The 18,840-nt window shown below is 64.4% G+C and carries 18 protein-coding genes and 1 pseudogene; 13 read left to right on the top strand and 6 right to left on the bottom strand.

From position 1 onward, the window contains the following. The 5 genes and pseudogenes from ugpC to QM672_RS16895 all read left to right on the top strand — a co-directional run. Positions 1-589: pseudogene (gene ugpC, locus QM672_RS16915) on the top strand (sn-glycerol-3-phosphate ABC transporter ATP-binding protein UgpC); the annotation flags it as partial. Positions 590-668: 79 nt separating this feature from the next. Further along, the gene (locus QM672_RS16910) at positions 669-1,079 is read left to right on the top strand and encodes a hypothetical protein (protein WP_311941483.1); all 411 of its coding nucleotides are present in this window, start codon (positions 669-671) and stop codon (positions 1,077-1,079) included. Positions 1,080-1,208: 129 nt separating this feature from the next. Beyond that, positions 1,209-1,622: a VOC family protein gene (locus QM672_RS16905; protein WP_311941486.1), complete on the top strand. Its 414-nt coding sequence runs from the start codon at positions 1,209-1,211 to the stop codon at positions 1,620-1,622. Between the two features lie 48 nt (positions 1,623-1,670). Continuing rightward, entirely contained in the window at positions 1,671-2,285 is a 615-nt protein-coding gene (locus QM672_RS16900) for a pyridoxamine 5'-phosphate oxidase family protein (protein WP_311941489.1), read from the top strand. A gap of 75 nt (positions 2,286-2,360) precedes the next feature. Next, positions 2,361-3,311, top strand: coding sequence for a DUF6454 family protein (locus tag QM672_RS16895; RefSeq protein ID WP_415083942.1), 951 nt, complete (start codon positions 2,361-2,363; stop codon positions 3,309-3,311). A 39-nt stretch (positions 3,312-3,350) separates the two neighbouring features. On the opposite strand, the gene QM672_RS16890 is transcribed toward QM672_RS16895, so the two are convergent. Together QM672_RS16890 and QM672_RS16885 are read right to left on the bottom strand one after the other, a co-directional pair. Beyond that, a complete protein-coding gene (locus QM672_RS16890) occupies positions 3,351-3,770 on the bottom strand; it encodes a hypothetical protein (RefSeq protein ID WP_415083940.1) in 420 nt (139 codons plus the stop codon). Positions 3,771-3,945: 175 nt separating this feature from the next. Continuing rightward, positions 3,946-4,446: a hypothetical protein gene (locus QM672_RS16885; protein WP_311941498.1), complete on the bottom strand. Its 501-nt coding sequence runs from the start codon at positions 4,444-4,446 to the stop codon at positions 3,946-3,948. A 296-nt stretch (positions 4,447-4,742) separates the two neighbouring features. Here QM672_RS16885 and QM672_RS16880 point away from each other — a divergent pair, with 296 nt between their 5' ends. Continuing rightward, positions 4,743-5,915 carry a PcfJ domain-containing protein gene (locus QM672_RS16880; protein WP_415083938.1) on the top strand — a complete coding sequence of 391 codons (1,173 nt, stop codon included), beginning with the start codon at positions 4,743-4,745 and terminating at the stop codon, positions 5,913-5,915. Positions 5,916-5,965: 50 nt separating this feature from the next. Here QM672_RS16880 and QM672_RS16875 read toward each other — a convergent pair whose 3' ends face one another. Further along, positions 5,966-6,433, bottom strand: coding sequence for a hypothetical protein (locus tag QM672_RS16875; protein ID WP_415083936.1), 468 nt, complete (start codon positions 6,431-6,433; stop codon positions 5,966-5,968). A gap of 197 nt (positions 6,434-6,630) precedes the next feature. Here QM672_RS16875 and agp point away from each other — a divergent pair, with 197 nt between their 5' ends. Further along, a complete protein-coding gene (gene agp / locus QM672_RS16870) occupies positions 6,631-7,866 on the top strand; it encodes a bifunctional glucose-1-phosphatase/inositol phosphatase (RefSeq protein WP_415083934.1) in 1,236 nt (411 codons plus the stop codon). 7 nt (positions 7,867-7,873) lie between these two features. Further along, a complete protein-coding gene (locus QM672_RS16865) occupies positions 7,874-8,308 on the top strand; it encodes a class I SAM-dependent methyltransferase (RefSeq protein WP_394307794.1) in 435 nt (144 codons plus the stop codon). On the opposite strand, the gene QM672_RS16860 is transcribed toward QM672_RS16865, so the two are convergent. Further along, a complete protein-coding gene (locus QM672_RS16860) occupies positions 8,305-8,949 on the bottom strand; it encodes a TetR/AcrR family transcriptional regulator (RefSeq protein WP_415083932.1) in 645 nt (214 codons plus the stop codon). The two genes, QM672_RS16865 and QM672_RS16860, sit on opposite strands and share 4 nt — an antisense overlap. 95 nt (positions 8,950-9,044) lie before the next feature. On the opposite strand from QM672_RS16860, the gene QM672_RS16855 reads away from it, so the two are divergent. After that, positions 9,045-10,436 (top strand): cytochrome P450, encoded by a 1,392-nt coding sequence (locus tag QM672_RS16855; RefSeq protein ID WP_415083950.1) that lies wholly within the window; start codon positions 9,045-9,047, stop codon positions 10,434-10,436. A gap of 180 nt (positions 10,437-10,616) precedes the next feature. Beyond that, entirely contained in the window at positions 10,617-11,432 is an 816-nt protein-coding gene (locus QM672_RS16850) for a hypothetical protein (protein WP_415083930.1), read from the top strand. Between the two features lie 23 nt (positions 11,433-11,455). Here QM672_RS16850 and QM672_RS16845 read toward each other — a convergent pair whose 3' ends face one another. After that, positions 11,456-12,745 carry an aminotransferase class V-fold PLP-dependent enzyme gene (locus tag QM672_RS16845; protein ID WP_415083928.1) on the bottom strand — a complete coding sequence of 430 codons (1,290 nt, stop codon included), beginning with the start codon at positions 12,743-12,745 and terminating at the stop codon, positions 11,456-11,458. A 116-nt stretch (positions 12,746-12,861) separates the two neighbouring features. Further along, on the bottom strand, positions 12,862-13,287 hold the full coding sequence (locus QM672_RS16840) for a VOC family protein (RefSeq protein ID WP_415083926.1): 426 nt from the start codon (positions 13,285-13,287) through the stop codon (positions 12,862-12,864). Positions 13,288-13,441: 154 nt separating this feature from the next. Between QM672_RS16840 and QM672_RS16835 the strand changes: the two genes are divergently transcribed. From QM672_RS16835 to QM672_RS16825, 3 genes are all read left to right on the top strand, one after another. After that, a complete protein-coding gene (locus QM672_RS16835) occupies positions 13,442-15,493 on the top strand; it encodes a caspase family protein (RefSeq protein WP_415083924.1) in 2,052 nt (683 codons plus the stop codon). Positions 15,494-16,190: 697 nt separating this feature from the next. Then, positions 16,191-18,509 (top strand): FdhF/YdeP family oxidoreductase, encoded by a 2,319-nt coding sequence (locus QM672_RS16830; RefSeq protein WP_415083922.1) that lies wholly within the window; start codon positions 16,191-16,193, stop codon positions 18,507-18,509. Then, the gene (locus QM672_RS16825) at positions 18,506-18,796 is read left to right on the top strand and encodes a hypothetical protein (protein ID WP_068291360.1); all 291 of its coding nucleotides are present in this window, start codon (positions 18,506-18,508) and stop codon (positions 18,794-18,796) included. The genes QM672_RS16830 and QM672_RS16825 overlap by 4 nt, the downstream gene beginning before the upstream one ends. The last annotated feature ends 44 nt before the right edge of the window (positions 18,797-18,840 follow it).

Here is an 18,840-nt window from a genome sequence, read left to right as displayed (position 1 = left end):
CTTCCTGTTCGACGAGCCGCTCTCCAATCTCGACGCCAAGCTGCGCGTGCAGATGCGCGGCGAGATCAAGCAATTGCAGCAGCGCCTGGGCACCACTTCGATCTATGTCACCCACGACCAGCTCGAGGCGATGACCCTGGCCGACGTGCTGGTGGTGCTGAATGGCGGTGAAATCGAGCAGATCGGTGCTCCACTCGAGATCTACCGCAAGCCCGCCTCCACCTTCGTGGCGGCGTTCATCGGCTCGCCCGCCATGAACATCCTGAAAGCGCGGGGGGAGGGCAATACGCTCATTCTCGGGCAGACGCGCCTGACCCTGCCGGGAAAAGTTCCGGGCGAGGTCCTGGTCGGCCTGCGCGCCGAGGACCTGCAGCCGGTCTCAGCCCCGACGCCGGGCAGCCTGGCCGTGAAGCTACGCTATGTCGAGGAGCTCGGCGCGCATCGCCTTGTCCATGGCGATATCGACGGGCAGCCAATCGTCGTGGCGCTCGGCATGGAACATGCCGTCGCCGACGACATGCAGTTTGCTGTCGACACGAACATGATTCATCTTTTTGATAATGAAACTCGATTGAGAATCTCGGATTGAATCGTGTATTGATTGAAAGGTAGTCGATGCAGTGTTGGCATCGATTGTCGTGTAATCTTTCGATCATAAAGTTTTTCAGATGAAGAAAGTAAATAAGCTGATATTGGCGATCGCTGCAGGCGTCGCTATAGCACCTTCTTTCGCCTATGCAGGACCTAAGCAAGTAACCGTGCCTCGAGGCAAGCCCTATCCCGTATTGGCCATTGGCATATACGGTGCTGGTACATGCGAAGTTTATCCCGTCAGAGATATCCGTATCGCATCGGGGCCGGCTCATGGTGCCGCGCAACTCATAACCGTGGCGACCAAGCTAGGCCAGAACACAGGCGTGTGTGCGGGCACCGCCACGAAGGCACCGGTCATCGTCTACAGATCCGCGGCCAACTATACGGGCGTCGACCATATCACTGTGACCTGGATGGCCCCCTCACATACTGACAATGTGCGATTTGTACCCAACGAAATGGAGATCGAGATCACGGTCAAATGATGATGCCCTGATCCGACACGACCATGAGGTTGACAGATCATGGGCCCTCTTGGTTGTCTGACCGTCGAGCCGACGATGCGAATGAGGAATGGAGGCGCTGACCCTCCTCGGCTGACGCAGGAGAGTCGCATGCCCAAGCTCGACCGCATTCTCGAAACCGCCATCTATGTCGACGATCTCGATCGCGCTGCGCATTTCTACGAGACGGTGCTGCAACTTCCTTCCTTGCTGAAGATGGAGCGGCTCTACGCCTATGATGTGGGCGGTGCCAGCGTCCTGCTCGTCTTCAAGAAGGGCGCCTCCGATCATGACATGACATCGCCGGTCGGCACCATTCCGGGCCATGACGCGGCGGGACGCATCCATGTCGCCTTTGCCATTGGTGCCGCTGAGCTGGCGGAGTGGGAGGCGCGGCTGGTGGCACATGAGGTCGTGGTGGAAGGGCGTACCCATTGGCCGGCGGGCGGAGACAGCATCTATTTCCGCGATCCCGACGGCCATATGCTGGAACTTGCCACGCCAGGCCTGTGGCGGACCTATTGATGCAGAGGGCCGTGGCGTGTGCCGGGCCCGAAAGGACGGAAGTTTCCGATGTCGTTGATCACCACCATCGCCGAACTCGAGACACTCTATAGTGAGCCGGTGCAGCCTGCCGCCCGCATCAAGGTGCTCGACCACGTGTCCGATCAGTATCACGGCTTCATCCAGGCCTCGCCTTTCATGATACTTGCCTCGGTGGGGCGATCTGGCGTCGATTGTTCGCCGCGTGGCGACCCGGCCGGCTTCGTGCGTGTCGCCGATCGCAAGACCCTGATCATTCCCGACAGGCGCGGCAACAACCGGCTGGATTCGCTGCGAAACATCGTCGAGGATCCGCGCGTCCATCTTCTCTTCATGATTCCCGGCATCGGCGAGACGCTGCGCGTAGTCGGCCGTGCCGTGATCTCGACCGATGCGGAACTGTGCGCGAGCTTCACCATGCAGGGCAAGGCGCCCCGCACCGTTATCATCGTCACGGTGGAAGAGGTCTACACTCAGTGCCAGAAGGCGCTGGTGCGCTCCAAGCTCTGGGATCCCTCGACCCAGATTTCGCGGACGGAATTGCCCACCATGGGCCAGATCCTGAGCACGATTACCAAGGGCGATTTCGATGGCGAAGCCTATGACAAGGCCTATCCGGAACGCCTGCGCCAGACGATCTATTGAAACCATCGGCCTGTCTGAACGGTCATATCGCCGTTAGAAGCATGTCGTAAGGCACCGCCCGTGGAGGATGATGTGATGGTTAGAATCAGGATTGCCGTTCTGCTTGCCGCTCTCGCGATGCTGCCGGGTACGGTCGGCACGGCGAGGGCCGAGGAAGCCTCGGTCGCCGACCGCGTGACCAAGCTCACGCGCGGGACCGCCTGGAAGCAGGTTGCGGCCATCCCCATCGCCTTCCCGACTTTCCATCCCCAGGGCATGGTCAAGATCGGCGAGGATTTCTTCGTGTCCTCGGTGAACATCCTCAAGCCGACCACCAAATATCCGGCGCCGCGCGAGGGCTACGATCGCGATACCGGCGAGGGCGAAGGCCATCTCTTCCGCATTTCCAAGGACGGCAAGCTGCTGGCTGACCTCAAGCTGGGTGAGGGCAGCATCTACCACCCCGGCGGCATCGACTTCGACGGCACGTTCATCTGGGTGCCGGTGGCCGAATATCGGCCGAACAGCCAGTCGATCATCTACAAGGTCGACCCGGCCACCATGAAGGCGGTGGAGGTGTTCCGCTTCAAGGACCATGTCGGCGGCATCGTCCACGACACCGAGCGTAATTCGCTGCATGGTGTGAGCTGGGGATCGCGCCGCTTCTATGCTTGGCCACTCGGGGCGGACGGCAAGATCAGCAATGCCGATGCAGCGCCGGAGGCGCTGCGTGTGATGAACCCGGCGCAGTATATCGACTATCAGGACTGCCACTATGCCGGCGGTTCGCGCATGCTCTGTTCCGGCCTGAATGCCTACAAGGTGACGCCGGACGCCGCGCCTTTCCGCCTGGGCGGCCTCGAACTGGTCGATCTCAAGGACAACAGGCCAGTCTGGCAGGTCCCCGTCGAACTGTGGGCACCCTCCGGCCTGCCGATGACCCAGAATCCGGCGTTCATCGAAGCCAGGGCCGGCGGGTTGCGGGCCTATTTCATGCCCGATGACGACAAGTCGACCCTGTTCGTCTACGAGGCGCAGACGCCTTGATGTCGAAGAGACCTTTGCGGTTGGCGAAGGGCCCGGCGTTCAGCCTCCGGCCGCGGAGCGGATGATCCGGCAGACATCGGAGCGGAAATCAGGGCCCGGTATCTGGCCCGGGTTCAGGATCATGGTGTAGTCGACGCGCGTGGCGTTGCCGCGCTTGCGGGCGACCATCTTGACTTCCTGGACGCGCCCGTTCCGCGCTCCGTCGTTGAGAGCCGTCAGAAGGCCGAGACGGCGGTTCACCTTGATACCGACCCAGTAGCTGTTGAGATGGGCGGTTCGCGTCAGATTGTCGATCGCCTTGGCAGGGCTCAAGCCAGGAAAGACATCCCATGTCGAAATCGCCGGGGCCAGCCCTCCCGAAATGGTGAAGTTGGAGGAACAGGTCTGGGCGTTGGCGACGGTTGCGCCGAACACAAGCAAGGCCGCGATACCGTATTTGATCATGGGATCCCGCTGCATGGTGAGACAATTCCGGCAAGGATCCTTTCGATAGCATGGTGACGTTAGGTTATCCATGCCGTCGATTGTACCGGGACCTCGGCTGCGAAGTTTGCCGACAGTACGTGGTCGATCGACCGTAAAACCGTCAGGATTGTTCGCGCAGTGCCTTCGAGCCAAGGGTGCCTCGGTCTCCCTACAGACCCGCCGTGCTCATGATGACATAGGCCTCGCCGCCCTTGCGATCGTGGCGGACCACATAGGCCTGGCCCCGCATCGTGATCTGGATCGGGCCTTCGCTCTCCAGGCTGGCGGCCGGCACGCCCGCGGCTGCACCGACCACGCTGCGGAATTGTTCGGCCACGGCCGGGCCGGCACTTTTCTCGGCCGTGACGGCGCATTCCTTCTTGCCGCGCACCTGCAGGGAGTAGCTGCCGTCCGGCGCCATGCCGACCAGACTGGCTCCGAGATCCATCTGCGGCTTGATGCCGTGCTTCTTTGCCGCTGCCATCGCCTTGTCGAAGGCGGGTGCGGTAGCAAGGCAGGCGTCGCGAAACAGCATCACGGCCTTGTCGGTGACGTCGCCGGCCCTGGCCGGCGGCAAGGCGGACGGACCTGCTGTAAAGCCCAGCACCAGGCTTGCTGCGAACATGGCGGCACCGCGCCGCGCGCGAGGCTCGAAACGGGAAGGGGTCATCGGGGGCTCCTTGCCTGGGCCTTGGGCCCGCCGTGTATAGGCGCCAGCGTCTGGTTTGGGAAGCGAGCCGGAACAATCGACGATGGCCTTTGATGCAGAAATGCCACAGAGCGACCGGAAGTGTCGCGCTTTCGACGCCGACTCTTGCGCCGGAAGCATGTCGGGATTAGAGAGCGCGCCCCGCAACCGTTCGACCCGAGGGAGAACAGCCATGAGATCGCAACAGGGAACGTCATGTTTCGTGCCGGCGCCTGCATTGCGTCCGGCTGTCCATAGTTCCATCAGGTTGAACGACCATGGCACGTTCCATGATTCAGCGCCGGCAGGACGCCGAGCGCGAACGTATCGAGGCCTATGAGGCCACGCTGCGCGCCTGCGCGCGGCGGGCGCAGTCTCCTTCTCCCCTGAGTGATGCCATCGCGGCGGTACGGGTCGGCTTGTCCAGCTTCGTGCTGCGTGATCCCGGTGAATGGCGTCCGCAGCTGAAGACGCGCGATCCCGCCCGCCTGAAGGTCGCGGCGGCGCGCTATCTCTTCGCCCGCTATCCGGTGCCCGCTCCGCTCGAGGAGATCTGGTCCGCTCCCGCGGGCCTGGAGGCGTCCGAGGCGAGGGAACGCAAGCGTTGGTATCTCGTGGCCGCCCAGGGCGGCTCACTCTACAAGGAGTGCGCGAGGGACTTGCTCTCCCGCAAGGAGGTGCATGCCTTTCTCAATCCGCCTGTGGCGCTCTCCTTCGAGGCAGCGCTCTGGCAGGCGATCGCCCGTTCCTACACCGACGATCTCGGTGTGGCGCTGCGCATCGCCCGTTCGAAGGTCGCGGCAACCCCGCGCACGCCGAAGGCCCACGCCTTCTGGCGCGAGGTGGCGCGTTTCTTCTGCCTGCATCCGCTACCGCTGGAGGCGATCGACGATCTCTGCGATTTCCTCTCGGCCCGCTTCCGGGCGGATCGTCGCTACAGCCTGAAGGGGCGCGCGCCGGCTTCACTGCAGCGGCAGATGCGGGATTGGCACCGCGAGCTGGCCCAGCTGGACCAGATCCGGCGAATGGCACAGCGCCATGCCGGCGCGCAGGCAAGGCGACCGGCCACCGATGGCAAGCCCTCGGATGGCGGGCGCTGGCCGGGCGCGGCCCTGGCCGATTGGTCATGGCAGCCTTCGGCCAAGGAGGCGCGGCATCGCCGCGAGGAAATCCTGGTGGTGCAGCTCAAGACCGGTGCCGATCTCATCGCCGAGAGCCGCGCCATGCATCATTGCGTCTCGGGCTATGCCTATAAGTGCCTCACCGGCAATGCCTCGATCTGGTCGCTGCGCCGCCGGGCAGCCGGAGCGGTGGAGCGCCTGCTGACGATCGAACTCGACCGTCAGCATGTCGCCGTCCAGATCCGAGGCCTTGCCAACCGGCTCGCCAGGCCGGAGGAGGAGGCGATGCTGAAGCGTTGGGCGAAGGCGCGCGGAGTGATCCTGCGCTGAACGGCACCACCTGACGGCGAACCGGCAGGTGGTGCCGCCTGCCCATCCGATCATGGCGAGGGTACCAGGCCGGAAGGCGACATCAAATCCCAGCCATCCTGCTCGCGACGCAGCCAGACCTTGATCCGTGTGCCCTCGGCCGGCAGGTCGCGGATGGTGCCGCCCGGGCCGGCCCAGCCCGGTGGGCGCCCATGGGCGCGCCAGCCATGCGCCGCGATGGTCTTGCCGGCAAGCCCGCGCGACCCCTTCTCGACCGTGCCGACCTCGATCGCCAGGGTGAAGACCTCGTCGACGAACGCGCCTCGTTCGAAGAAGGAAATGTCATCGCGCCTCTTCACCCATTCCGGCACCTTCCTGGTGGTGGTGACGGCCACCAGGCGGCCGGTGAGAATGAGATCCGCCTCGGCGGTGAGGGTGGCCGGGGACATGTCGGGGACCGCGGCGAGCGCCGGGAGGCCGACTGCGGCCATCGCTCCCGTCAGCAGCAGGGCCATTGCGGTTCTGCGGGTGGTGATCATGGTCGAAACATTCCGAGGACTGATGTCGTCACGCCATCCTATCGTGCGTGCAGGCAATCCCTATCCCCGTTGTTACAGGGTTTCGTACGGCGTGTCGTTCCGTCAGCATCGCAGCGATGTGCGATCAGCGCACAACCGGGGCGACAACATCCTCCGCCTGTGCCACTGATTGGGGCAGGCAAGGGGGAGGAATCGCTATGATCGCACGATATGCCGTATTGCTGGCCGCGGCAGCCTGCGCCTTTCCGGCGAGGCAGGCGTCGGCTGGATCTGTGCCAGAAGGCTACAAGCTCGAGCAGGTGCTGATGCTCAGCAGGCACAATCTGCGCGCCCCGCTGGCCAATAGCGGCAGTGCGCTCGCCAAGGTCACCGAGAAGAAATGGCCGGAATGGGAGGTGCCGGGCGGCAATCTCACGGTCAAGGGCGGCATTCTCGAAACCTATATGGGCCGCTCGATCGGCGGCTGGCTGGCGGAGAACGGCCTGGTCCCCAAGGATGCCTGCCCGGCATCCGGCAGCGTGCACATCTATGCCAATAGCCTGCAGCGCACGGTGGCGACGGCGCAGTTCTTCGTCGCCGGTGCCTTTGCCGGCTGTGATGTCGCCGTGCACCACCAGGACAAGATGGGCTCGATGGATCCCACCTTTAATCCCGCCATCCGCGACAACCAGGATGGCTTCAGGGATCAGGCAGTCGCGGCGATGGCCGAGAAGGCCAAGGCCACGCCGCTGGCATCGGGCTATCGGCTGCTCGACGGCATTCTCGGTTTCAAGGCCTCGCAAAGCTGCACGCAGGACAAGCTGTGTGATCTGACCAAGGGCGAGGACAGCTTCACCGCCAAGGCCGGCGAGGAGCCGGGCACCAAGGGGCCGCTCAAGCTCGGCAATGCCGTGGTCGACGCCTTCACCCTGCAATATTACGAGGGCTTTCCACCCGGTGACGTCGCCTGGGGCAAGATCCGCAACGAAGGGCAGTGGCGTTCGCTCGCCGCCATCAAGAACGGCTACCAGGAAGCCCTGTTCACCTCGCCCGCCGTGGCCCGTGACGTTGCCGGGCCGATGCTGGCCTATATCGCCGGTGCCCTGGTGAAGCCGGAGGCCGGCAAGGCCGTGCCGGTGACGATGCTGTTCGGCCATGATTCCAATGTCGCTTCCGTCCTCGCCGCCCTCGAGGCCGAGCCTTATGCGCTGCCGGGGCAGGACGAGAAGACGCCCATCGGCGGCGTCATCCAGTTCCAGCGCTGGCGCGACACCAAGGGCAATCGCGACCTGTTCCGGCTCGACTATGTCTATCAGACCAAGGAGCAATTGCGCCAAGGCACCAAGCTCACGCCGAAGAACCCGCCGCGCCGGGTGACGCTGAAGCTCAAGGGCTGTCCCGCCGACAAGGATGGCTTCTGTGCCTGGAGCGATTTCGCCAAGACGATGCCCTAGCTCGGCAATGACAGGCGAGTTGTCCGATCGGCTGCGCGCCATCCTCGAGGCCCTGCCGCTGCGCCCGGGCCTGCGGGTGCTGGAGATCGGGTGTGGCCCGGGCGCGTTGGCGCGGGCGATGGCGGCGCGTATCGGCGGGGGCCATGTCCTGGCAATCGACCGTTCGGCCCGTGCGATCGCCCAGGCGGTCGTGGGCTCCAAGGCCGAGATCGCAGCGGGATGGCTGAGCTTCCGGCAGGCCGCCGCCGAGGCCTTCGTGCTGGAACGGGGCGAGATGCCCTATGACCTGGCCGTGGCCATTCGCGTCGGTGCGCTCGACGGGCGGCACCCGGCGGCCGGCGAGAAGGTGCGGTTGCGCCTCGCGGCTGCACTGACGCCACAGGGCCGGCTTTTCATCGATGGTGGCGATCCGCTGCGGGAAGTTCGGCTCGATTCGGCCTAGATCAGGGCCTGGAGGGAGGCAGCGAGATAGGGGCGCAGCAGGCTGCGGACCTGGCCGAGGCCCCAGGCCAGATGGTCCGGTGTGAGGGCGTCGATACCCTCGTGAAGGTCGAGATAAAGAGCCCAGTACGTCGCCACGATCCATAGATTGGCGAGCAATGGCTGGAACTGCTCGTCGGGCACGATCAGCAGGTCCCGCTCGCGCAAGCGCTGGGCCAGCGCCTCGACCGCCTCGCGCAGATGCGCGCTCAGACCCCGCACGCGCAGACGCAGATCCGGGGAGAGCGCCAGCAGGCCGATCATGTCGCGCAGCAGGAAGCGATAGTCCCAGATCAGGGCAAACCAGCGCTCCAGCAACCCGAGGGACGCCGCCGGATCGGCCACATCCGCGGTTCCTTCCGCCAGCAACGCCATGGCATCGGCCTCGAAACGGTCGAGCACGGCCGCGACCAGCGCTTCCTTGGTGCGGAAATGGTAATAGAGATTGCCTTCGTTGATGCCGGCGGCGGCGGCGATCTGCGCCGTGGTGACGCGATCGGGCCCGTTCTCGTTGAACAGGCCGAGCGCGAGCGTGACGATGCGCCCGCGCGTTTCGCCGCCCTTGCTGGTTGCTGCCGTACTTCGCTTCGTCCCGGTCGCCATGCGTCTCCGTCCAGATTTAAGGTGTTCACCTTAATGCTGCCCAACTCTAAGGTCATTACCTTAAATCGATTGCTGGTGTGGGTACAATCCAAGCGATGGAGGCCGGCGTGAACATTGCAGTCGATCCCGTGATTTCCGAAGCGAGCGAAGGCGTCGCCGTCAGTCGCAGTTCCCTGCTGGCGGTGTTCTCGGCCATGATCACCAATCCGCTCAAGGTCATTCCGCCTGAGGCCTTCAGGGAGCCGCTGGTGGTCACGCGCAGCGGCGGCAAGCTGAGGATCTTCCTCACCGATCCCGTGCTGATCCACGAGGCGCTGACCACCAACAGCGCTGCTCTCGGCAAGGGCGAGGACACAAGGCGCGGTCTTGGCCCGGCGCTCGGGGAGGGGCTGCTCACGGCCGATGGCGAGCACTGGAAATGGCAGCGCCAGTCGGTGGCGCAGGGCTTTCGCCACGAGAAACTGCTCGCCTTCCTGCCCACCATGATCGCTGCCGCAGAGCGCACCTGCGCTCGTTGGCTCGAAACGCCTCCGGGTGCTGAACTCGATATCGGCCACGAGATGATGCACACCACCTTCGACATCATCGTCGAGACCATGATGTCCGGGCAGGGGACCATCGATGCCGAGGCGGTGGAGCGCAGTGTCACGCGCTACCTTGAAGGGTCGGGCTGGACCTTCGCCATGGGCCTGCTCAAGGCGCCGGAATGGCTGCCTTATCCCGGGCGCAGCGGCATCACGCGATCGGCCGGCTATCTGCGCACCACGCTGTCGCGCGTCGTGGCCGACCGCCGCGAGTCGTCCGAGCAAAGGCAGGATCTGCTCGGCCTGCTGCTGTCGGCCGCCGATCCGGAAAGCGGGCGCCGCATGAGCGATGAGCAGGTGGTCGACAACCTCCTGACCTTCGTGATGGCCGGCCATGAAACCACGGCGCTCGGCCTTGCCTGGACTTTCCATCTCCTTGCTGCCCATCCCGACGTTGAGGCGCGCGTCCTGGCGGAAATCGAGGCCGTCACCGGGGAGGCCGGCGCTGTCCTGCCGGAACATGTTGCCAGCCTAGCCTATACGCGCCAGGTGTTCCAGGAGGCGATGCGGCTCTACCCACCGGCGGCGATCATTCCGCGCGTGGCGTTGGTCGACTTCAAGCTCGGCCAGCATGTCATTCCAGCCGGCGCTGCGATCTATGTGCCGATCTATGCCGTGCACCGTCATGCCAGCCTGTGGGAGGAGCCGGAGCGCTTCGATCCCGATCGCTTCGCGCCGGAGCAGGCGAAAGGGCGCCATCGCTATGCCTATATGCCGTTCGGCTCCGGACCGCGCACCTGCATCGGCAGCGCCTTCGCCATGCTGGAGGCGGTAGCCATTCTCGCCGTATTGCTGAAGGGCTTCTCGCTGCGTTCCGTCGATATGTCCGAACCCAAGCCGAAGTTGCGCATCACACTGCGGCCGGATCGCAAATTGCGGATGAAGGGTGTGCAGCGGCGATAACGCGGTAACGAAAGCGTTTCTGGGCCGCGCGCGGTGATGATCGCGGCTTGCCGAAGTCATGTCGGTGTAACCAGCGAAACTCGACTGTAATTTCTCAAGAAGAAAGCCGGCTTGATCTGATGACACGCTCGCTGCCCGGCGATAAGACGAGCCTATCGTCAATCCGGATCAAGCGGCCCCATGAGTGTGCTCGACGCATTTCCCACCCGCCCCCTGCGGGCGAACCGTATCGGCATCAGCTGCCTCACGGGGTGTTTCGTCGTCCTGGTCGGCTTCGCCTTCGCCGGCGGCATGGCCTGGTGGCAGGCCGAGGATCTGTGGCGCGATTACAAGATCAGCCGCAGTTACGAGATCGCCGACGATGCGCGGATTTCGAATGGCGAGTGCAAGACCCGCAAGCTCATCTTCACCGATTGCTCGGCCACCATTCTCGCTGCCGACGGCGCCAGCAGCCGGGTCGAGATGATGTTCGTGGACATGCAGACCGGAGGCTATGAAACGGGGGTGGTGCGTTCACGCGAGGATCCGCGGCTGCTCACCCTGGAACTGGGCGTCGAGAAGATCAGCGATCGCATCCTCACCTTTCTCGCATTTGTCGGTGGCTTTGCCGTCCTGGGCATCGCAGGCCTTGCGATGCTGTTCAAGGCATCGAGGCTCAGGCGGGCCGTGGCAAAACCGGTTGTCATGAGGCCCGTCGTGGCCAAGGTCCTGACGCAGACCCGGACTTGGCTGAACCACACGATCAAGTATGAATATTCGCTCGATGGCAAGACCCGCAAGGCGACCAGCATCTTGAAGAAGAACGAGATACCGTTCTTCCTCGACACCGAGGAGCGCCAGGTGCTGGCAGTTGTGCCCCAGACGACCTCGACGCCGATTCTGCTCGATGCCGGGCTCGAAATGCTCGATCTTACCGACGAGGAACGTGCCGCCGTCCATGCTGCGGTCTCGCCGGTCCAGGATGACATCCGGCTCGACCGCAGCATGCGCTGGTGAGGGCCGGACCGGAGCGTTTTGCTTCAGGCCGCGGCCACGGCCGTCAGGGCGACGACGAGGCGGTCGAGCTCGGCCTCGGTGGTGTAGACGGCCGGGGAGACACGGATGCACTGGCCGGCGGCGACACCGGCGCGGCGCACGGTGAGCACCTTGAACTCGTCCCTGAGCCGGGTGACGATGGCGGTATTGTCGTCCTTGCTCACCTTGCCCTTGATCCGGAACGAGGTGATGCCGGCGTGCAGGGCCGGATCGTTCGGCGTCAGGATCTCGATGGCGCCGATGCCGGCGACGCGCTCGACCCAGTAATTGCGCAGATGGCTGACCCGGACATGCTTGGCCGTGACGCCGATCGCCTGGTGCAGGTCGAGCGCCGCCGGGATGGTGAGCGCGGCGGCGAAATTGAGCGTGCCGGTATGGATGCGCGAGCGGATGTCCTCGGCCGGCCAGTCCTTGTCGCCCATATGGGTGTCGATGTCGGCAAGGCGGCCCTTGCGGATATAGAGGAAGCCGAGCCCGACAGGCGCGCCGATCCATTTATGCAGGTTGAAGCCGGCGAAATCGACGCCGAGATCGGTCATGTCGAGCGGCAACTGGCCCCAGCTATGGGCGGCATCGAGGATGACGTCGACACCCTTGGCGCGCGCCATCGCCGTGATCTCGCGCACCGGCATCACCAGCCCGGTGCGATGCGACAGATGGGTGAGGAGCAGGAGCTTGGCCTTGGGCGTTTCCTCCAGGACCTTGCGATAGGTCTCCAGCACGGCCTCGCGCGTGGCCGGCTCGGGGATGGCGAAGGTCTTGACCGTGACGGCGCGGCGGCTCTCGAGCATGCCCATGGCATATTGCATGGAATCATAGTCGAGGTCGGCATAGAGCACGGTGTCGCCGGGCTGAAGCTTGTTGTATCCGGCGATCAGCGTCTGCAGCGCCTCGGTGGCGCCGCGGGTGAGGGCGATCTCCTCGGGCGAGACGCCGAGAGCGCCGGCGACGCGGTCGCGCACGGCGGCGAAGTCGGCATCGAAGGACTTGCGGGCATAGACCGTGTTCTGGCGGTTCACCCGCTGGATGTTCTCGACATAGGTCTCCAGCACCGGCCGGGCCATGATGCCCCAATAGCCGTTTTCGAGATTGGCGGTGGAGCGGTCGACGTCATAGAGGTCGCGGACACCGGACCAGAAGCCGGCATCGGTGGCGAGCTTGCTCGGGTCCGGCGCGGGCAGAGTGACGCTTTCGGCCGCCTGCGCCGGCCGCGTCGCCGCCGCCATCACGGTGGTCAGCAGCCCGCTGATCAGGAAATTGCGACGCTGGATCATGGTAGCCCCCGAATGTTGCATGTCGAACTGCCGGCGTGGATAGGGCCGGGGTATGACGGGGGAATGAAGGGCGAGGGCATTGTTGGAAGTCGATTCCTGGCTCGCTCGAATTAAGGTCAGTCCACAGCAACATGCTGGGCGAAGGACAATTGATAGCCATTGTCGTCAAGCAGTCCGAACTCGCGCACGCCATACTCCATGGTCTCGATCGGATACGCTATGCGAGCGCGCGTCTTGAGGCGTTCCCACAACTCGTCGACATTATCGACGTCCAGGTAGATTGCGCCGGTAAATCTCGGGCCCTGCCACGGCAGATGGGCATTGGGGTGCGCAAACATGATCTCTGCCATGCCAAGCCGAATGCGAGCAAAGTTTTCCAATTGCAACGTGCAGGTAAAGCCAAGCTGTTCCACGTAGAACTTCACTGATCGCGGAACGTTCTCGGTTGAGAGTGAGATCGAGACAGCACGAATAGTCATTACTTTAAATTCCAGAGCCGCTTCGGCAGACTCAATATGGACGAGGTTTATACGGGTAGCCATGCTGGCTGGCGACTTCCGCGCCAGGCATTTCAGACAGGTTCAGGTGAGGCTTCGTCGTTCGCAGCCCATGGACATTCGCGCTTGATTGTTCCATCGGAGATAGGCGCGCCGCCCTTTGGCGGCCACGGAGTCTCCAGAACGGTTCGATTGCCCGATGAAACGCTGCCTTGCCCTGTTGCTCTTCCTTGCCGTGGCTTTCGTGCCGGACACCGCGCTTGCCGGCCGGCGCGTGGCGCTGCTGATCGGCAATAGCGACTATGCCAAGGTGCCGCGCCTCGCCAATCCCGGGCGCGACGTCGGGTTGCTGAAGCAGACGCTGCAGAAGGCCGGTTTCGATGCGGTCGACACCGTCGTCGACGCCGACCGGGCCGGCATGATCGCGGCTCTGCGCCGCTTCCAGGCGAGCGCCTCGGGCGCCGACATCGCCGTGATCTATTTTTCGGGGCACGGCATCGAGATCGGCGGCGAAAACTATCTGGTACCGACGGATGCGCATCTGACCAGCGATCGCGACGTTCAGGACGAGACCCTGGCTCTGTCGCGCGTGGTCGAGTCGACCGACGGCGCCGGCCAGCTCAAGCTGGTGATCCTCGATGCCTGCCGCAACAATCCCTTCCTCGCCAAGATGGCGCGCACGCGCGGCACGCGCTCCGTCGGCAAGGGCCTGGCACGGGTGGAGCCGGAGGGGGACAATGTGCTCGTCGCCTATGCCGCCCGCGAGGGCAGCGTGGCGCTGGATGGCAACGGCATCAACAGCCCCTATGCACAGGCTCTGGCCCGCTATCTCACCCAGCCCGGCCTCGACATCCGCCTCGCCCTCGGCAAGGTGCGCGACGACGTGCTCAGCGCCACCGATCGCCAGCAGACACCCTTCTTCAACGGATCGCTGGGCGGCGACGTCATTACCCTGGCACCGGCAGGCGGCGGGCAGGTGGCCATGGTGCCGCCGGCCGAACCGCCGCCGCCCGTCGAGCCGCCGCCGCGCAAGCAGACCAAGTTCACGCCGCTGGCGGTGCCACCCTCGCTGTTCCAGAATGGCGGGGCCGGCAGTGGTGCGATGTTGCGCATGACCGATCCGCGTGTCTGGCAGGTGGTCAAGGATGTCGACATGCCGGATGTGATCGAGGAATTCCGCGACCGCTATCGCGATTCCCGGGATGCCGGCGCGGCGGAAGAACGGCTCAAGCAACTCCTGGGTGTCAGTGAACTCGATCCGCTGCCGCCGCCGGCCGGCGAGCGCATCCCGGCGCCCGAAACCGAATGCGATCGGATCGGAGCGGCACCGCTCGATCCCGACACCGTGATGCGCCGTACCCGTGCGGCCTCGCCCAAGGAGATCGTTGCGGCCTGCGAGGCGGCGCTCAAGCAATATCCGCGCGAGCGGCGCTTCATGCATCAGCTCGGCGACGCGCTCGCCGATGCGGGCCAGAACGACAAGGCCCTGGGCATGAACCTACGCGCCGGCATCGCCGGCAGCCAGGGCGGCTGGATCAGCTCCGGCCGCCTGTTCAAGGCGAGAGCCGGAGGAGCCAGCAATCCGGATGGCAACAGCTCCATCTCCCTCACCATGGCTTGGCAGCAGCCGCTCGGCTCCTTCTTCTTCAAGCGCGGCTTCGTCGAGCCCTTCGAGCGCCTGCGCGGCAAGGCCGGCGTCACGCGCGAACTGAGCAAGGCGGCCGCGGCCGGCGACCAGGCGGCCAATGTCTGGATCGGCTACATGTATCTCTTCGGCTTCAACGTGCCGAAGGACTATGCCAAGGGCATGGCGGCGCTCGACAAGGCTCGCCTGCCGCGCCCGGAAGACACCGGCATCCATCTTGCCTTGATGCTGAAGACCGGCTACGGCGTCCGGCAGGACGTCAAGGATGCCTTGGAGGAGTTCGGCAAGGCGCAGAAGGCTGACAACAGCTACGCCACCTATCAGCTCGCCCTGATGTATCTCGACGGTCTCGGCGTGCCGCAGAACTATGCCGCAGCCGCCCGCATGATGGGCGATGCGGCCGTCGGCGGCGATCCGCGCAGCGTCGACGACATCCTGGCCAATTTCGGCAAATGGCCCAGGGAATACCGGGTCGTGCTGCAGCAGGAACTGCTCAAGCGCAATCTCGTGCAGGGCAAGGCCGATGGCGAACTCTCGCCCGGCATGACGGAAGAGCTGCGCAAGCTCGCTCCGATGCCGACGGCACCGGTGGCGGCTACGCCTTAAGCGTATCCCTTTCAAGGTCTTGGCAGGCCATCGAACCGGAATTGCACTCCCTCGTTGTTGAGGTCGCGGAGCCCCTCACCTTACCTCTCCCCGTAAGAACGGGGCGAGGGGACTTTCATGTCGAGTTTTATGTCGAAAACCCTTCATCTCGCCCAACGGTCGGGCGAGATGAAAGTTTCGAGGATCAATCGCAACGTTGCGCCTCCTCGCCCCGTTCTTACGGGGAGAGGTAAGGTGAGGGGCAGCACCACCGCCTACAAATTCATTCACTTTCAAGCACCTTGCGAAGGCTCCGAAAGGGGGGCGCGCTCCAAGTAGCGCATCCCCTTGCAGGTTTTCGGGCAAACGGTTTGACCTCACTCCCAGAAATAATCCGCGTTGTAGCTCGATATGACCCCGGCGCTGATGCGCCATGCAATACATGCAGATCTGCTTTTGGAGTGAGAGTTGATGCCTTTGAAATAGGCATGGAGCTCGCTTTCGTGTCGCTGATGCGCCTATAGCGACATGTTATTGCGCAGTATGACTAGAAATGGACCGCGTACCCAGTTTGTAATTCATATAAATATGAACATGGATGCATATAAATACTGAATGAAGGCAATATCCTATCGCGTGATAGAATATTTCGATTTGATAAAGCTGGCCGTCGTCCATATGTCGCAGGGGCAGTTTTTCAGATCGTCGCGAGCCCTTCATGACCGAGACCACGAAGACCGAAGCCAGCAAGACCGGGCTTCGCAAGGCGGCCGCCGGTGGCTGGGGAGCGCTCAAGAGCTGTGGCCGGCATCTGCTGGCGAGCGGCTCGCCTTTGACGGGCGCCCGCACCATGCTGAAGGCGAACCAGCCCGATGGCTTCGACTGCCCGGGTTGCGCCTGGGGCGACCCGGAGCATGGCTCCTCCTTCGAATTCTGCGAGAACGGTGTCAAGGCTGTGGCCTGGGAGGCGACCGACAAGCGCACCACGCCGGTGTTCTTTCGCGAGCACACGCTCGCCAAACTGGGGGGCTGGAGCGACTACGAACTGGAAGCCCAGGGCCGGCTGACCCATCCGATGCGCTATGACCGGGCCAGCGACCGCTACGAGGCGATCGGCTGGGACGAGGCCTTCCGCGAGATCGGCGCCCATCTCAACGCGTTGGCCGATCCCAACCAGGCCGAGTTCTATACGTCGGGCCGAGCCAGCAACGAGGCGGCCTTCCTCTACCAGCTCTTCGTGCGGCTCTACGGCACCAACAATTTCCCGGATTGCTCGAACATGTGCCACGAGGCCAGCGGCGTTGCCCTGCGCCAGGCCATCGGCGTCGGCAAGGGTACGGTGCTGCTCGAGGATTTCGAGGAGGCGGACGCCATCTTCGTCGTCGGCCAGAACCCCGGCACCAACCATCCCCGCATGCTCGGCGACCTCAGGCGTGCAGCGATGCGCGGTGCCCGCGTGGTCGTGTTCAACCCGGTGCGCGAGCGCGGTCTCGAACGTTTTGCCGATCCGCAGGACAAGCTCGAAATGCTGCGCGGCGGCTCCAAGCCCGTCGCCAGCGACTATTTTCAGCCACGCCTGGGCGGCGACATGGCTGCCTTCCGCGGCATGGCCAAGACGGTCTTCGCCCGCGACGACGCCGAGCGCGCCGCCGGCCGGCCGACCCTGCTGGACGAAACCTTCCTGGCCGAGCACACCCACGGCCTCGCCGCCTACCGCGCTGCCGTCGAGGCCACGAGCTGGGAGGCGATCGAGGACCAGTCGGGCCTGACACAGGTGGAGATCGAGACGGCCGCCGACATCTATCTGTCGGCCGAGAAGGTGATCTGCACCTGGGCTATGGGCGTGACGCAGCATCTCCATTCGGTGGCCACCATCCGCGAGATCGCCAATCTCCTGCTGCTGCGCGGCCATGTCGGTCGTCCCGGCGCCGGGCTGTGCCCGGTGCGCGGGCACTCCAACGTGCAGGGGGACCGCACCGTCGGCATCAACGAAAAGCCGCCGGCGGCCTTTCTCGACGCGCTGGCCCGCGAGTTCGACTTCGAGCCGCCGCGTGCCGACGGCCACAACGTGCTCGCTGCCATCGGCGCCATGCTCGACGGCAGCGCCAAGGCCTTCATCGGGCTCGGCGGCAATTTCGCCCGCGCCACGCCGGACTCACCCCTGGTGGAAAAGGCGCTCCGGGCCTGCGACCTCACCGTCCACATCGCCACCAAGCTCAACCATTCGCATCTGATGCCCGGGCGTGCTGCCTATCTGCTGCCTTGCCTCGGCCGTACCGAGGTTGACCGCAACAGCGCCGGCAAGATCCAGATCGTCACGGTCGAGGATTCGATGAGCATGGTGCATGGCTCGGGCGGCATCAATCCGCCGGCTTCCAAGGAGCTGCGCTCGGAAGTCGCGATCATTGCCGGCATCGCCGCCGCGACCGTCGGCTCGGACAAGGTCGACTGGGCGGCGCTTGCCGACAATCACGATTTGATCCGCGACAGCATCGCCCGCACCATTCCCGGCTTCGAGGACTATAATGTGCGGGTGCGCAAGCCGCGCGGCTTCCATCTGCGCAATGCTGCCGCCGAGCGCGAATGGAACACGCCGACCGGCCTCGCCAATTTCGCGGCCGTGCCGCTGCCGGAGGCGACCGCCTTCCAGCAGGCCCGCGGACGCAAGGACGTCTTCGTGCTGCAGACTTTTCGCTCGCACGACCAGTACAACACCACGATCTACGGCCATGACGACCGCTATCGCGGTATCAAGGGTGAGCGCCGGGTGATCTTCATCCATCCCGACGACATCGCCGCCATCGGCGCCATGCCCGGCGAGCATATCGATCTCGTCGGCGAGCATGACGACGGCATCACCCGCATCGCCGAGAATTTCCGGCTGGTTTCCTATGACATCCCGCGCGGCTGCATTGCGGGCTATTATCCCGAGGCGAATGTGCTGGTGCCGTTGTCGAGCGCCGGCGAGGAAAGCGACACGCCGACCTCCAAATCGGTGCTGGTTTCTCTCCGGCGCCGGCTGGCGGTGGCCGCATGAGCGAGGAAGAAGAAGATCTGTTGGCGACGATCGAGGCGATACGGCGGCTCGACCCGCGCCTTTCGCCGCTCGACGGCGTCATACTCGCCGCCGTGACCCTGGATATCGCCGATGATACCCGCAGCTTCGCCAGGCTGTTCGAGGTGGAGCATGCCCTGGTGATCCGTGCCGCCCATGAGCTCACCGAGGAGGGGCGCTGGCTCGACGTGGTCGAACGCCAGGCGCGCACGCAGCGCACCAAGGTGGCGATCAGCGAGGCAGGCAGGGCACGGCTGGCCGGGCTGTAGGGGCGCCGGCGAATCGCGGCCAAACCCTATCGGCACCCCCTGGA

It is taken from the genome of Labrys sp. (in: a-proteobacteria) (genome assembly GCF_047605565.1).
Lineage (GTDB): Bacteria > Pseudomonadota > Alphaproteobacteria > Rhizobiales > Labraceae > Labrys > Labrys neptuniae.
Note: the sequence above shows the minus strand (reverse complement) of the source record. Positions and strands in the feature narration are given on the sequence as shown.